15 protein-coding genes and 1 pseudogene are annotated in these 13,708 nt (G+C 45.0%); 6 read left to right on the top strand and 10 right to left on the bottom strand.

Annotated elements, in window-relative coordinates:
• The first annotated feature begins 86 nt into the window (after positions 1–86).
• On the top strand, positions 87–1,016 hold the full coding sequence (locus tag ACUC6J_RS03505) for a ketopantoate reductase family protein (RefSeq protein WP_447250279.1): 930 nt from the start codon (positions 87–89) through the stop codon (positions 1,014–1,016).
• A gap of 191 nt (positions 1,017–1,207) precedes the next feature.
• On the opposite strand, the pseudogene ACUC6J_RS03500 reads toward ACUC6J_RS03505, so the two are convergent.
• A pseudogene (locus tag ACUC6J_RS03500) lies at positions 1,208–1,309 on the bottom strand (flavoprotein); the annotation flags it as partial.
• Positions 1,310–1,448: 139 nt separating this feature from the next.
• Between ACUC6J_RS03500 and ACUC6J_RS03495 the strand changes: the two are divergent.
• Positions 1,449–1,985, top strand: coding sequence for a VOC family protein (locus ACUC6J_RS03495; protein WP_447249757.1), 537 nt, complete (start codon positions 1,449–1,451; stop codon positions 1,983–1,985).
• Positions 1,986–2,114: 129 nt separating this feature from the next.
• Here ACUC6J_RS03495 and ACUC6J_RS03490 read toward each other — a convergent pair whose 3' ends face one another.
• The 6 genes from ACUC6J_RS03490 to ACUC6J_RS03465 form a co-directional block, all read right to left on the bottom strand.
• Entirely contained in the window at positions 2,115–3,122 is a 1,008-nt protein-coding gene (locus tag ACUC6J_RS03490; RefSeq protein ID WP_013369319.1) for an AI-2E family transporter, read from the bottom strand.
• A 55-nt stretch (positions 3,123–3,177) separates the two neighbouring features.
• Positions 3,178–3,594, bottom strand: a complete 417-nt coding sequence (psiE, locus tag ACUC6J_RS03485) for a phosphate-starvation-inducible protein PsiE (RefSeq protein WP_016819410.1) — start codon at positions 3,592–3,594, stop codon at positions 3,178–3,180.
• 88 nt (positions 3,595–3,682) lie between these two features.
• Positions 3,683–4,177 carry a DedA family protein gene (locus ACUC6J_RS03480; protein ID WP_016819411.1) on the bottom strand — a complete coding sequence of 165 codons (495 nt, stop codon included), beginning with the start codon at positions 4,175–4,177 and terminating at the stop codon, positions 3,683–3,685.
• Between the two features lie 22 nt (positions 4,178–4,199).
• Positions 4,200–4,709: a CDP-diacylglycerol--serine O-phosphatidyltransferase gene (gene pssA / locus ACUC6J_RS03475; protein ID WP_045245152.1), complete on the bottom strand. Its 510-nt coding sequence runs from the start codon at positions 4,707–4,709 to the stop codon at positions 4,200–4,202.
• Between the two features lie 24 nt (positions 4,710–4,733).
• Positions 4,734–6,503, bottom strand: a complete 1,770-nt coding sequence (locus tag ACUC6J_RS03470; protein ID WP_257126657.1) for a sensor histidine kinase — start codon at positions 6,501–6,503, stop codon at positions 4,734–4,736.
• Complete coding sequence (locus tag ACUC6J_RS03465) at positions 6,500–7,180, bottom strand: response regulator transcription factor (RefSeq protein ID WP_016819414.1); 681 nt, start codon at positions 7,178–7,180, stop codon at positions 6,500–6,502. The genes ACUC6J_RS03470 and ACUC6J_RS03465 overlap by 4 nt, the downstream gene beginning before the upstream one ends.
• Before the next feature lie 213 nt (positions 7,181–7,393).
• On the opposite strand from ACUC6J_RS03465, the gene ACUC6J_RS03460 reads away from it, so the two are divergent.
• From ACUC6J_RS03460 to ACUC6J_RS03450, 3 genes are all read left to right on the top strand, one after another.
• Positions 7,394–8,737: a glycoside hydrolase family 30 protein gene (locus ACUC6J_RS03460; RefSeq protein ID WP_447249756.1), complete on the top strand. Its 1,344-nt coding sequence runs from the start codon at positions 7,394–7,396 to the stop codon at positions 8,735–8,737.
• A gap of 163 nt (positions 8,738–8,900) precedes the next feature.
• Complete coding sequence (locus ACUC6J_RS03455) at positions 8,901–9,296, top strand: winged helix-turn-helix transcriptional regulator (RefSeq protein ID WP_016819416.1); 396 nt, start codon at positions 8,901–8,903, stop codon at positions 9,294–9,296.
• A 268-nt stretch (positions 9,297–9,564) separates the two neighbouring features.
• Positions 9,565–10,011 carry a hypothetical protein gene (locus ACUC6J_RS03450; RefSeq protein WP_151256092.1) on the top strand — a complete coding sequence of 149 codons (447 nt, stop codon included), beginning with the start codon at positions 9,565–9,567 and terminating at the stop codon, positions 10,009–10,011.
• Positions 10,012–10,117: 106 nt separating this feature from the next.
• Here ACUC6J_RS03450 and ACUC6J_RS03445 read toward each other — a convergent pair whose 3' ends face one another.
• Positions 10,118–10,609, bottom strand: a complete 492-nt coding sequence (locus ACUC6J_RS03445; protein ID WP_016819418.1) for a phenolic acid decarboxylase — start codon at positions 10,607–10,609, stop codon at positions 10,118–10,120.
• Between the two features lie 164 nt (positions 10,610–10,773).
• Here ACUC6J_RS03445 and ACUC6J_RS03440 point away from each other — a divergent pair, with 164 nt between their 5' ends.
• Positions 10,774–11,322, top strand: coding sequence for a PadR family transcriptional regulator (locus ACUC6J_RS03440; RefSeq protein WP_016819419.1), 549 nt, complete (start codon positions 10,774–10,776; stop codon positions 11,320–11,322).
• A gap of 75 nt (positions 11,323–11,397) precedes the next feature.
• Here ACUC6J_RS03440 and ACUC6J_RS03435 read toward each other — a convergent pair whose 3' ends face one another.
• Both ACUC6J_RS03435 and ACUC6J_RS03430 read right to left on the bottom strand, forming a co-directional pair.
• On the bottom strand, positions 11,398–12,597 hold the full coding sequence (locus ACUC6J_RS03435; RefSeq protein ID WP_039276750.1) for a Ger(x)C family spore germination protein: 1,200 nt from the start codon (positions 12,595–12,597) through the stop codon (positions 11,398–11,400).
• The gene (locus ACUC6J_RS03430) at positions 12,594–13,688 is read right to left on the bottom strand and encodes a GerAB/ArcD/ProY family transporter (protein ID WP_090891249.1); all 1,095 of its coding nucleotides are present in this window, start codon (positions 13,686–13,688) and stop codon (positions 12,594–12,596) included. The genes ACUC6J_RS03435 and ACUC6J_RS03430 overlap by 4 nt, the downstream gene beginning before the upstream one ends.
• Positions 13,689–13,708: the final 20 nt, after the last annotated feature.

Here is a 13,708-nt window from a genome sequence, read left to right as displayed (position 1 = left end):
ATTGAATGTATCATGACAAACTCGAAGGCACTTAATGTTTTGCAACTAAAGGAAATGAAACAAAAAGTAAAGGCAGGTACCCTATGATGCGGTTTCTAGTTGTGGGTGCAGGAGCTATTGGAGGCTATTTTGGGGGACGCCTGGTTCAAAAGGGGGAAGATGTAACCTTTCTCGTACGCCCTTCCAAGAAGCTTCATTTGGCAAAAAACGGTCTGACGATTCAAAGTGTGCACGGAGATTTTCAGACACCGATCCAGGCTATTACCTATGGTGAAGCTGCTGAGCCATTTGACTGTATTATTCTCGCGGTCAAAGCGTACCATCTGCCTCTATTGCAGCCCGACCTTGCGCCTTATATCGGCAAAGATACCATGATTCTTCCTTTACTTAACGGTTATGAACATTTTGAATCTTTGCGCGAATATTTCGGAACTGAAAAAGTGCTGGGTGGGCTTTGTTATATCGAAACGACGTTAAATCACAAAGGCTCTATCGTTCAGACAAGCCCGTTTCACCGCATTGTTTTTGGGGAATGGGATGGAGCAAATTCAGAGCGTGCGCAACTACTATGTAGCCATCTTGATCATGCAGGCTTCACCGTCACACACAGTCATGACATTCAGCGTGAAATTTGGCAGAAGTATATATTTATTGCCAGCATGAGCGGAATCACAACCCTCATGGGTAGCTCCGTCGGAGCTATACTCGCCACGCCCGAATCGCGTGCAATCTATGAAAGGCTACTGCATGAGATCGTCACACTCGCACGCAACGCCGATATGCCTATTCATTCAGAAATGGAAGCACATACACTAAAAACGATGGATTCCTTAAAGCCTGCGATGATGTCATCCATGCAACGTGATATGCAGAAAAATCTACCGGTTGAAGCAAGTCATCTGCACGGTGCACTTCTGGCATTGGCTTCTGGCAGTAATGTCTCATATCCGATACTTGAAACGGTGTATGCCCGTTTAAAGGTCTATGAGAGCTTATTGAACACTTCTAACATTTAGATAACTGATGAATACCTGCCGTTGAATACGTAGTAGGTGGCCATCCGAAAAAGCAGATCCTTCTAGGATGAAGGATCTGCTTTGAATTTTTCTATGCCTGTCCTCGACATGCTTGCTCAAGCCCTTGAAGTAATGCTTCCAACTCCTGTCTAGTATCAGCGTTTGTAATGATGCCCTCTTGATTCAGCTTTATTTTCAGAAGACAATCCAATAGTAGCCTTCATAAGCGCGGTGTTGGAAGACTTTTGACGAAGGCTCCCTGATATAGCCAATACCTTAATTTTTTGTCTCATCTATATCATCTCGTTTCCTTTAACAATATCTTATCTTGGATACTCAGTGTACTACAGTTAACTAGAGAATTAAAAAGTTGGTGGGTAAACATTAGATTATGGGTAAAAACAATAGATACGAGAAGGAGGAGACGTATACATGACCCCAAAACAACATCCCGTACGCGGAATAGATCATATTGGAATTACGGTACCTGACGTGGAACAGGCAACGACCTTTTTACAGAACGCCTTCGGGGCTGACATCTGCTATGATGCCCTCAACAAGCAGCAGCCTCCACAAGAAGGAGAACAAACAGAACAGCAATTAGGACTCAAACGAGGCGCACGTATCATTCATATTCGTCTGCTTCGCATCCATGAAGGACCTGGAATTGAGCTATTTCAGTTGGAAAACACCCCGCAAAACTTCGCTATCCAATTAGCAGACTATGGCCTACAGCATTTTGCTGTCTATGTGGATGACATGAACGCGGCGACGGCACGTTTTCAACAAGCAGGAGGAACACTCTTGTCCCCTCCGCATACGCTATCCGGTATTGAAACAGGGACAGGCAACCAGTTTGTATATGGAAGATCACCCTGGGGAACGATTATCGAGCTGATAAGCTACCCTGACGGTATCCGATATCCCCAAGAAAGTGAAGCGTACCGTTGGACTCCTCCTGAACGGTGATGAGCGTCAGCCATCTTTCCCATGAATAAAATGAGGAATACCAGGAAATCGAAAAATGCCTGCGGCTTCGCAGGCATTCGTCATGAAAAATCAATGGTCACTACTATGTTCGTATCTGTCGTAAATAGATTAGGTATCCTTCTCTTGCTTGCGTTGTACCCCGATCAGGTCAAGGAAGAAAACAAACAACGGAATACCTACAATCAAGCCCCACACCCCAATCAGATGCTCAGAGAAGATCAATACAACAAAGGTAAAGAAGATCGGTAAATTGGTTTTGGATGACATCAGCTTCGGGTTCAGGAAATAGGCTTCAATCGCATGAATAACTACGATCAGAATAACCAAGTAAATCACATAATTGATTCCCCCGACGCTAAAAGCAATCAGACCGAGCGGGATCAGGGAAATGAATACACCCGCCACTGGCACCAACCCCAACAAGAATATAATGAGCGCGAGGCCGAGCAGATTGGGAAAACCCATAATCCAAAGAGCCGTCGTCGTCAATATACAGTTGATGAGTGAAATCAATAGCTGAGCTTCCAGCACCTTCCCGAATGTCCCCAGAAACATGCGTCCAAAATGGCCCACTTCCTTGAAGAACCAACCCAGCTTACTATCCACAAACGTAGCTGTAAAGCGTGTAATATAGGATTTTTCCATCAGGAAGAACAAACTCAAAATAATTGATACCAGCAGTTGTGTTCCCAACTGGCTAATTTTCATTACCGCATTCCAGCCAGGCTCAAATAACCGCTGAACATTGAGCGTGTCCATAAATTCAATAATCGTTTCATTCCATTGGTTACGATCAGGGTACATGTAAGCTTGCTGTATCATGAGATACACCTGCTTGACCTGTACGCTGATTAGCGGCACCATGCGGTAAACTCCCCACACGATAATCAGAATCAGCAACCCGTATACCAGTAGCAGCACAATCATAGGCGGCACATTGGCGAACCGCTTGATCAGCTTATTCACACCGTTATATATGCTGCCAATCAAAATCGTAAGCAGCAGTGTTAACAAAATAATATTCATCATGCTTCTTAACATGAAGAGCAGTAAAACGATTATCGCAAGGACGGCTGCCCGCCTGACGCCCGCATGATTCATCCAGTTTCTTACCATTCGTCTTTATTCCCTCTCTCCCACTTGACTGTCACCCTTGCAATCTTCCTCGGCATCAACTTTCTCTCTTTAACAACTTACTGTTAGCAATCAATAGAGAACCTACCATGACTAGGATAGCAATGGACCACCAGAATGTATTTTTAGCATCATCATGGTCCACAATAATGAGCCTGATGACGGCCGTAATCCCAATATAGATGAAATAACGTAATGGAAAATGAAAATTGGTTTTAAAGTACTTAACGATTAATGCAATGAATTCAAAATACAAAAAGAATACAAGCAGTTCTTCCGTGAATTCATAGTAATTTTTGTCGTCTTCTGTAGACAAGAACACATATGAAAATATGGCCCATGTTTCTTTTAGAAGTAAGAAGCTTAAAATCAGCCCGACCAGAAACAGCGAGATATTCAAGATCATTTGCAGAAAACCAGGTAACTTTTCAATATACTTCATTAATGCATTCAATACAGATCCCCTCACTGGTTGTACAGGTTCTTTTATTTATATTATCGGTGCAATACGTGAAAAATGCTACATTACTTTTGCGGTCACCTTAATGAAAGTTTATATTGGCCCCGGCAATGTAACCAATGGAGATAAAGATCAGTGTCCATACCAGAGAACCGGCGCTGGCCACCAGCATATATTTTCGTACAGGCATCGCGCTAATCCCCGACAAATAGCTTGTCGCATGTCTGACTCCTGGAATAAAATAACCGAACAAAATGGTCCACAACCCAAAGCGCGCAAACCACCCTTTTACCTTTGCAAACCGCTTTGGTGTCAGTCCCACCCACTTGCCGTGCTTATCTACCAGCGGCTGACCCAGCTTTTTGCCTAGCGTGTAGCTGATCATCATCCCTGTCATCGCCCCAATGAAACTGACTAATATAGACACGGAATAATTCAGTACCATGATAGAGGATAGGTAGCCGACAAACACCATAATAATTTCATCAGGAACGGGTAGCCCTATAATTCCAAGGGCAAGCAGTGCAAAAATAGCAATATATCCGTATTGTGTAATCATGCTGATGGCCCATTCCATAGAGGCGCCACCTCCTGACCGATTATTTTTTGAAGGACGGGAAGGGAATACGGCTAACCATCAGGAACGACAGCACTACCATGAGTGCCAGCAACAATCCCGGCTTCAAATGCTCACTCCATAAAAACATAAAGGACAAAATCACGCCCGCAGCTGTAATGGGCATACCCACAAAGCCTTTGCTAAAAGCCATCAGGTTGAATCTCGCCAACCTCACCGCACCGCATATCACAAACAACACGGCTACAAGCGGTCCTATCCAGTGGGTATCTCCCAGCTTGTACTGCAAGATTAGAAAAGCAGGAGCAACACCAAATGAGACCACATCCGCCAGTGAATCAAGTTGCTTGCCAAAATCACTGGAGCAATGCAGCAGCCTTGCCAGCAAACCGTCCAGTACATCCCATAAAGCAGCCACTACCACGAGGGTAAAGGCGGTCATATATTGCTCATGAATCGTGAAGTATAGGGATAGGACCCCTGCCCCCAGGTTTGCAAGTGTGCAAAGTGAGGGCAACCAATTCCATTTCATACTTGTTAACTCCTTTGCCATAGCTTAGCCTCCGAATATAACGACAAAACGGACGCCGTCCTTGGTATTCTCCGCCATATAGCGGAATTCGTGTAAATCCAGAATTCGTTTAACGATCGATAGCCCGAGTCCTGTCCCACCTGTCTGGCGGCTGCGGGAGAGCTCGGCCCGGTAAAAACGATTCCATATCAGCTCCAACTGATCGTCTGGGATGGTCTCCCCCTTATTTTCAATGGAAAACGTATTGACTTCCCCAGAGCCTTCGATACGAATCGTGATCGAGCTTCCTTCCTCAGCATGCCGTATGGCGTTGACAACAAAGTTGATAATCACCTGTTCCATCCATCCTATATCGGCATGAATCGGCAGCTCATTGGCAGGAATAATGACCACTTCCAGCTGCTTCTCCTTCAACAGATGGAATAGCTTATCCACAACCTCCTCCACCAGCTCGCTCAAAATAAAGGTCGTTTTGCGAAGCTTGAGGGTTCCAGATTCCAATTTGGCAAGGTCCAGCATATCCTTGACCAATCGCTCCATTTTGTCCGCTTCCTCTACAATGACTTTCATATAATGGTCCTGCTTCCCGGCGCTGACTCCATCTTGCAGTCCTTCTGCAAACCCTTTGATAATACTTAGCGGGGTTTTCAGCTCATGAGAAGCATTGGCAAAAAAGTCTTGTTGTACAGCCTCCATTCTCTGCTTCTGTTCCATGTCCTCGACCAATTGCTGATTGGCCTCCTGAAGCTCACGCAAAGCTGTGTCCAGGTTCTGGGACAGGGTATACATGCTGTAGGACAGGCTACCCAGCTCATCATTCTGCCGGATTGGCGTATGGGCTGTAAAATCGAGCTTGGCCATCCGCTTGGCGGTATTATTCAAAGTAATGAGCGGACGGGTTACCATTCGGGAATAGAACAGGGACAAAATCAGAATGAGTGCAAATCCGCCGATCCCCAGATACAGATAAAACCAGCGTAGAGCCTCATTCGTCTCACTGATTTCCTGCAACGATGTCACAGTGAACAAGAGGTCGATCTCGCCTGTGCTCTGACGAACAGGATGGACGATAATGGCATTTCGTACCCCTGTCCAAGGTTCCGTCCACTCTTCCTCCAACACCTCGAAATTTTTAAGCTTCCCCAGATGCTCTTGGGATAAAGGAAACCATTCCTCCAGCGCACTATACAGCAGACCTTGGCGCTGACTCCATGTTTTCAGATCCGGCAGCACAATCTCTGTCACCGTACCGGACAGTCTTACACTGTCATCTGTGCTTGTCTCATCTGAAATTGATCCTATATTTTTGAAACCAAGCTTCTGTATGCCTGATGGATAAATTAAATAGGCAGAGGAGATGCCGTCAGTTCCCAACATCTCACCTTCAACGGTCACCGTGTCACCAGGCTGAATCCGCGCAGCTCTCAGTTCATCTCCGTATTCGCTCATAAACAGAGACAACGATATTTTAACGATTTTACCATCTGCTTTTCTGAGATTGATATGAAACGCATCATCCAGCTTTACTTTGCCGTCCAGCGTTACAATCGCCAACTGGTTTTTATTCTGAAGCATAAAACGAGCTGCCTCACGCGAAACCCTGCCAGACCCCCAAGCTTCCTGGACATAACTTTGACCGAAGCTTTGCAAACGACTTTCCACACGCCCAATCTTCTGTTTCTGATAAAAATTTTCAAAAAACAGCAATTGACTTAAAATCACCATTCCGTAAAAACACAGGAAAAACACAACCGTCATAATGAACAACTTAAAGGTAACTCCCCGTTTGTTCATTCTTCCTCCTCGAACCTGTAGCCTGTACCAAAAACCGTGCGGATATGGCGTGATTCACGGCCCAGCTTACTTCTCAGCTTTTTGATATGCGTATCAACAACTCGTGTGTCCCCTTCAAAGTCGATACCCCACACCCGGTTCAGTATCGCCTCTCGTGAAACAACTATGCCTTTGTTATGTATAAGCAGCCGCAGCAGCTCATACTCCTTGGGCGTCAGCTCAACTTCCGCCTGATCCACTTCAAGCCGATGAGCCATCGTGTTGAGCATAGCACTGCCGAACCGCAAAATATGCGACTCCGGCTGCACATGTCCCTCTACCCGTTTCATCAGCGCGTTCGCGCGAGCAATCAGCACCTTGGGGCTGAAAGGCTTGGTCACGTAGTCATCTGCCCCCAGCTCAAAGCCCAATATTTTATCATCATCACCGGATTTGGCCGTCAGCAAAATAATCGGTACACCTGAATGGCTGCGTACCTGACGGCATACTTCCCAACCATCCAGCTCAGGCATCATAATATCGAGTATAATGAGTTCCGGCTGCACCGAATCAAACCAGAGGAGTGCATCTTTTCCATTGCCTGCTTCATAGACTTCCCAATTATTTTGTTTAAAATAATCCGCAATCACTTCACGAATACGTATTTCATCCTCCACGAGAAGAACTCTTTTATTCAAATCGACTTCCCTCTTTCGGTCATTCTAGGACAACAGCATATCAAAGAGATGTGTACTTTATGTGTTCTCGCCACTTCTTATTTACGGAAACTTCTCATCCGCAAATTTCACCTTGGATAAGGGCAAATTTGTCTTCGCTCAGACCATCTCTTCCCCTACGATCCTACCCTATAATAAGTAGAGATACAAAAAGATTGAACAGGAGGGGTACACATGAGCAATCAAACCATTCAGTGGTTTTCCACTTCCAAAGCTAATGCTTGGCAATCCCAAGCTCATCATTTGACCCAAACCCAAGAGAGTGCCAACCTAACCTTTACAAGAGAAACATATCAGCTTGTAGAAGGCTTTGGCGGCTGTTTTAATGAATTAGGTTATGTGGCCCTGAATCATTTGGACAGCGAAGAGCGGGATCAGGTGCTTCATGCTCTCTTTCACCCGGAGGGCGAGCACAAATTCACGATATGCCGACTTCCTATTGGAGCGAGTGACTACGCGCTGGAATGGTACAGCCATAATGAAACGGACGGCGACATAGAGATGAAGCACTTTTCCATTGAGCGCGATCAGCAATATCTCATTCCTTTTATTCGGGAAGCGTTACAACTCAATCCAGACTTGAAGCTGTTCGCCTCACCCTGGAGTCCGCCGACATGGATGAAATCACCGAAAGCCTACAATTACGGAACGTTGCGCTGGGAAAAGGATATCTTGAAAGCGTATGCGTTGTACTTTGTCAAATTTGTTCAGGCATACCGCGAGGCAGGCATTACGATTCATCAGGTTCATGTTCAAAATGAAGTCATTGCTGATCAGAAATTCCCTTCCTGCGTATGGACCGGAGAACAACTACGTGAATTTATTCGCGACTATTTGGGGCCTGCTTTTGAAGAACACGGACTGGATACGGAAATTTGGCTGGGTACTATTAACGCTCCCGATCCGTGGGAGGAATTAATGAAGAAAACTTCAACTGGCTTCGATGAGTATGCCCATACCGTATTGAGTGACCCCGAGGCCTATAAATATATTAAAGGTGTAGGTTATCAGTGGGCAGGTAAAAATGCCATTCAGCGTACCGTAGCCAGCTATCCTGAGCTTCGTTATATGCAGACCGAAAATGAATGCGGAAACGGAGAAAACTCATGGGACTACGCCAAATATGTATATAACCTGTACCAACACTACTTCACCAATGGCGTGAATGCATATATTTACTGGAATATGGTTTTGGAACCACGAGGCAAGAGCACATGGGGCTGGGAGCAAAATTCGATGATCACCGTTGATCCAGCAGATCGAAAACCTATGCTGAACCCGGAATATTACGTTATGAAGCACTTTTCTCATTTTGTATTGCCAGGGGCCAGACGCATTGGAATTCAAGGTTCATGGGCTGGAAATGCGGTTGCTTTTCAAAATACAGACGGACAAAGGGCTTTGGTCATCGCCAACCCGTTCAAGGAATCTCGCGTGCTGAACCTGTCTGTCGGAGAAATAACACACCGTTTGGGGCTGGAGCCGGAGTCCTTTAACACCATCGTTATTCCTTCTTAAACGTCGTAGATTTCTGGAAGCTTCCAGCCTGGCGCACATCATCAGATTGTGATTTCAGTCTATTCGTATCCCATCGTATGCATAGTTTCCAAAATGGATGTATCTCCTTTTGCGTACTGTAGTTATGCATAGTATACTTGGAATAACTACGGACAGGAGGTCGATGAACATCACAACTGTAAAAGACCGGATTGATTTGAAGCTGATTAATTGTGATAAAGAATTGACTCTCGCGGTCATCGGTGGCAAATGGAAGCTGATTATTTTGTGGCATCTTGGTATGGAAGGCACCAAGCGGTTCGGTGAATTGAAGAAGCTGATCCCCCACATTACGCAAAAAATGCTGACCAACCAATTGCGCGAGCTGGAAGAAGATCAACTCATTCTGCGTAAAGTCTATCCTGTCGTCCCTCCACATGTGGAATATTCACTGACGGAGCATGGCGAAAGCCTGATCCCGGTACTGCGAGCGATGTACGATTGGGGATCTAACTATCGCGAGAACGTGATCTGGAAAGAGGAAAAAGAAGAAGCCATTCAGGATGTAACACCCGTGTGATTCAGCTAAACAAGCATTTTGCAATGCAGATATATATTTCTTGTAAAGACGACCCTGGGGTGACCTGGGGTTGTTTTTTGTAATATACAGACCATCGTCAAGATAATGAAAGAGACGGATACAAGTATCCGTTTCCATTGCCATTAAAATCCGTTTTCCGCTACATATTCTTGTTTTACGCTTATATTCATGATTTACATTACATCCGCTGTGACGTATGATTCTTCCATCCCTATTACAACGATCCCGAGAAGGAGGCCGTTCCAGTATGAACCTGACGCTTGCCCAGCCCTCAACGCTGCAAACGACGCAATTATGCATTGGTTCCATAGCAATTATCCAATACGACCATCGTCAATTTCCTGATCCTGAACAGTATCAACACCATTGCTGCGGCTTGCTTACTATGTCGTGTAACGGCGCTCAAGGCCTGGCGGAATATAAGCTGCCTGAAATTAAAGGCACCTTTGATCTCGTCCGCTGGGCTTCCGTATTTACCTCGCTCAAAGGTCTGTCCTTGACCGAGACCGAACAATATATTAAACACCGCGCTGATCACTGGGGACCTGTTAAAACAGAGTTGGCTCTATCTGCCCTATCCGATCTGGCTGCCCATGCGAACTCGTACATTCTCTCCCCAACAGCGACCACCCTCCACCCTCGGATTAGTCGTTCATATCTTATCGAGCATGGGCTGGTCTACTATTCATTCTAGCTATCGTCCACCACTGCATAGGTAATCCACTCTCCAGTTTACGTAAAAAAGCCTGAGACTGCTTACCACAGGCTCAGGCTGCACAACTTCTATTAACCATGTTCGATTATGCTTGCAGCTTCCCTGCGCGAATGTCGTCTGTCATTCCAGCGTAAGGTGCCTGAGAAATCAATTGTTCGTTGTTCACACCTGCATTTTCAATGAACGTAATATCCGCGAATTCAGGAACTACATACTTCGGATAGGTTTCATACTTTTCACGCGATTCTTCCATCAGCGGAATAAAATCGTTTTGGTAGCGTACCGTGATTTCTGGATGCTCATGAACCCATTTAGGGAAGAAAATAATGCCATGCATACGTTTTTCCTCAGGCATAAAGTTTAGGGAAACATCTGTGCCTGTCGGTTCGGTCCACGATACTTTATACACATTCTCTACCAGCTTCACCAGATTGACCTTCTGATCACGTACCCAGCGCCCGCCTACCATACCACTATGAATGCGATAATCAATCGTATCCTCATTTTTAATATATATTTCGTACTCCCAACCATTCTCATAGGTGTAAATCATGTGACTGCCGATAAACTTGTCCATCTTGCATCCTTCTTTCCTTATTATGAGTTTATGAATTGAACAAGACACCAAAATAATAAATAATAATCATTCAAACATGTAAATATAAACATGTTTTAAGATACATATAAATTGTAGCGCTGTGATATACTATTGTCAAATACCCCATTGCGAGGAGAGCTACGTTGAAACGCACATTAAAATATGCCATTTTGGGTCTGGTTCACAAAGAGGAAATGAGCGGCTACGATATTACGAGCCAATTCAAGCAGGAAATTGGACAATTTTGGAGTGCTAAGCACAGTCAGATTTATCCCGAGCTCAAAAGACTGACCGAAGAGGGACTCATTGAATACCGCACCTCCATTACAGGAGCCAAGCTGGAAAAGAAGCTGTACTGTATTACCCCCAAAGGGACCCAAGAGCTGACCGAATGGCTGCTAAGCGCCAAAGAGTTACCGGAAACAGAAAAGGATGAGTTTATGCTCATGCTGTATTTCTCAGCAGCCATCCCCAAGGAAGAAAGTAAGCGCTTGTTCGAGGATCAGATTGCCAAACGTGAAGAAAAGCTGGAATACCTGTACGAAAGTAAAAATTCTCTCCAGCGGCTGGACGAGAACTTTCAAGTACCCGGCTCTAGTCAATTCGGTCATTATTTGGTGCTGAGCCGTGCCATTAATCGGGAAGAAAGCTATATTACGTGGCTGAAAGAAACACTGTCTCTGTTTAAATAGACTAAAAAACCTTCAATTCCACTTAGGTTCGTGGTATTGAAGGTTTTTCTATAACAGATGCAAACGAAATTCCTTTTAGTCTGCCGTCGTAATCGAAGAGCCGTAATCTTCAATATGAATATCTGTGCTGAACCGTACAGGAATGGTGCTAAAAGTGGTATCCCAATCCTTTTTGACCTTATGCCAAACTTTAGGATGTTGGATCCTCAAGGCTTCTCCGAAACCTCCGACATCAACCTTCAGCTTTTGCATCTTAGCTACGGTTTGTTCAGCTAATGAATTCACTTTCTCCTGAAAGAGACTCTCTTCTTGTCCAAGCACATTATTGTTGCGCAAATCTTCATTCTTTATATGCACCTCCGAAACACGTCCCTCTGAGGTCATTTTTACCTGAAAGAAAATGTCGTCCCCCTGGACGATGGCCTTGATCTTGCTTTTACCCGCTTTGATCTCATATGCTATGTTTTTACCGGTCTTCGGATCGCTGCTTTTCAGCACGCCTCCCTTCAGCTCGCCTTTGATCCACATAAGACCCTCAACCTCTGACTCATTCAGATAACCACCGTATGTTTGTGTCTTTCCCTTGATGATTCCCGCACCTGCGAGCTTGATTTCATTCTCCGCCGTAATGACATTGGGTAATATAAAGCTTCTTCCGCCCTTCATGGGTCCGATCACTTTAACCAAGGCCATAGGCTTTATCAACCGTGCGTTCCGTTTCCGGTTTTGGAAAATATCCTTTAAAATATAGGCAGGAATCTGACCAGGGATTTTCTCCTGGAGTGTATTTCCCGCCTTTTCTGTACTAATCAGCAGCAGTACACTCGGCCGAATGTCATTATCCCCCAAGAAAAAGTCCAGCAGCTCATACAACGGAATCTTGCGAAGCAGACTGGAGCTGATAATAACCGTTTTCAAATGTTGCCCAATGGGAGGTCGATTGGTCCGTAAAGAAATTTCTCTTATCATTTCAAAAACGGAATCGCCTGTTTCCGTAATATTAAAAAATTTCTTTGCTTGTGGAGAGGAGCTGTTGGAGCCGCCACTTTCCTCTGGAATGACAAATTGAAAGGTTCCTGTAATTAACTCCTTTTTTGGATAATCTCCCCCTTCCTGATTAATTTGTTTTTCTTGCGAGGATTCTTCCGCTATATCCAAAGCAATACCTGTCTCCAGATTTAGATCCTCCACTGGGGAACTGCTCCAGCAACCTGAAAGTGTACAGCACATCAGGAGAGCCATCAATCCGAGTAATCCTGACTGGACTCTCTTCATGACCCCACCCCTCTCCAGCGAGAAATAAGCAGCAGGGGCAGTGGAAGTAGCGCGAATAAAGCGAACGCTACATTTCCGATAACCGTTCCAAAAGAAAATAGCTCATTCAAGTTTTTCGGAATTTGGGACAAGAGGTAGATAAACGGAAGCAAAATGAACAACATCTTGGAATAAGAGTTATTCAAAATTTGAGATACTCCGAGCGAAGCACAATAAAAAGCAATACTGAATGTGGCAAAAATCTGCATGATCCAAATGGTCAGCAATAAGGACTCGAACCGTTCCAACAACAGATACTCCACTTCAAAGCTGCGGGCCAAATCTAAAAATGGCCAGGTTCTGCTCAACACCCCTTCCATTGAAAAGGCGCCAATGCACAGGATCAACGTAGCTGTATAAAAAACGACCGCGATCCCAATCGCCAGTCCGATTGCCTTGGTTGCTTTCTCAGGTTTTTCCATCCGACAAAGAATAATCAGCAAGGACTCTGTCCCCGTTAATGTCAGGATTGTAGTCTTGAGCGTTCTAAGCACTGGCATTCCCCCCTCCGACAAGACAGGACGCAAGTTATTCAATTCAAAAATATTTAAACTCAGCAAGCAGATCAGCAAAAAGATAGCCGCCGAAACCGGAAATATCAGTTGACATATCTTTCCTAATGAACCCACTCCCCCCATGCATAGGTACAGAGAGAGCCACATAAAAGGTGCTGAAATCGCCCACGCCGGAGTGCCTTCAAGCAGAAAGAACGACGTTACTTCCTCCACAGATCGGATTTCAAATGCGGCTATACAAACAAAATAAATAACAATCAGCATGCCAATCCCTTTGCCAATGAATTTGCCTGTTATTTGCTGAACATACTGGTAAAAGGTACTTTCTGGAAACCGTGAGCTTAGTTTGACTATAACCCATCCGAACAGAAAAGTGCCCACCCCTGCTAAAATGACAGATATCCACGCATCCGGTGTTTTTGCAGCTTCAGTTGCTACTCTTGGAAGGGTAAGCAACCCGGCAGCCAGCATAAAGCAAACCACAATTGCCGTTGTCTGTAACGTTGTAATCTTATCCGCTTTTTTCCCACGGGCCATCTTGCTCCCTCCTGTGTTGA

Source organism: Paenibacillus sp. JJ1683 (assembly GCF_053006485.1).
This window is presented reverse-complemented; position numbering and strand designations above follow the sequence as displayed.

Excerpts from the sequence above, each read along its gene's own strand:
- ACUC6J_RS03460 (WP_447249756.1), top strand. The coding sequence starts at position 7,394 with ATGAGCAATCAAACCATTCAGTGGTTTTCCACTTCCAAAGCTAATGCT.
- ACUC6J_RS03455 (WP_016819416.1), top strand. The coding sequence starts at position 8,901 with ATGAACATCACAACTGTAAAAGACCGGATTGATTTGAAGCTGATTAAT.
- ACUC6J_RS03450 (WP_151256092.1), top strand. The coding sequence starts at position 9,565 with ATGAACCTGACGCTTGCCCAGCCCTCAACGCTGCAAACGACGCAATTA.
- ACUC6J_RS03445 (WP_016819418.1), bottom strand. The coding sequence starts at position 10,609 with ATGGACAAGTTTATCGGCAGTCACATGATTTACACCTATGAGAATGGT.
- ACUC6J_RS03505 (WP_447250279.1), top strand. The coding sequence starts at position 87 with ATGCGGTTTCTAGTTGTGGGTGCAGGAGCTATTGGAGGCTATTTTGGG.
- ACUC6J_RS03490 (WP_013369319.1), bottom strand. The coding sequence starts at position 3,122 with ATGGTAAGAAACTGGATGAATCATGCGGGCGTCAGGCGGGCAGCCGTC.
- ACUC6J_RS03480 (WP_016819411.1), bottom strand. The coding sequence starts at position 4,177 with ATGGAATGGGCCATCAGCATGATTACACAATACGGATATATTGCTATT.
- pssA (WP_045245152.1), bottom strand. The coding sequence starts at position 4,709 with ATGAAATGGAATTGGTTGCCCTCACTTTGCACACTTGCAAACCTGGGG.
- ACUC6J_RS03495 (WP_447249757.1), top strand. The coding sequence starts at position 1,449 with ATGACCCCAAAACAACATCCCGTACGCGGAATAGATCATATTGGAATT.
- ACUC6J_RS03430 (WP_090891249.1), bottom strand. The coding sequence starts at position 13,688 with ATGGCCCGTGGGAAAAAAGCGGATAAGATTACAACGTTACAGACAACG.
- ACUC6J_RS03470 (WP_257126657.1), bottom strand. The coding sequence starts at position 6,503 with ATGAACAAACGGGGAGTTACCTTTAAGTTGTTCATTATGACGGTTGTG.
- ACUC6J_RS03435 (WP_039276750.1), bottom strand. The coding sequence starts at position 12,597 with ATGAAGAGAGTCCAGTCAGGATTACTCGGATTGATGGCTCTCCTGATG.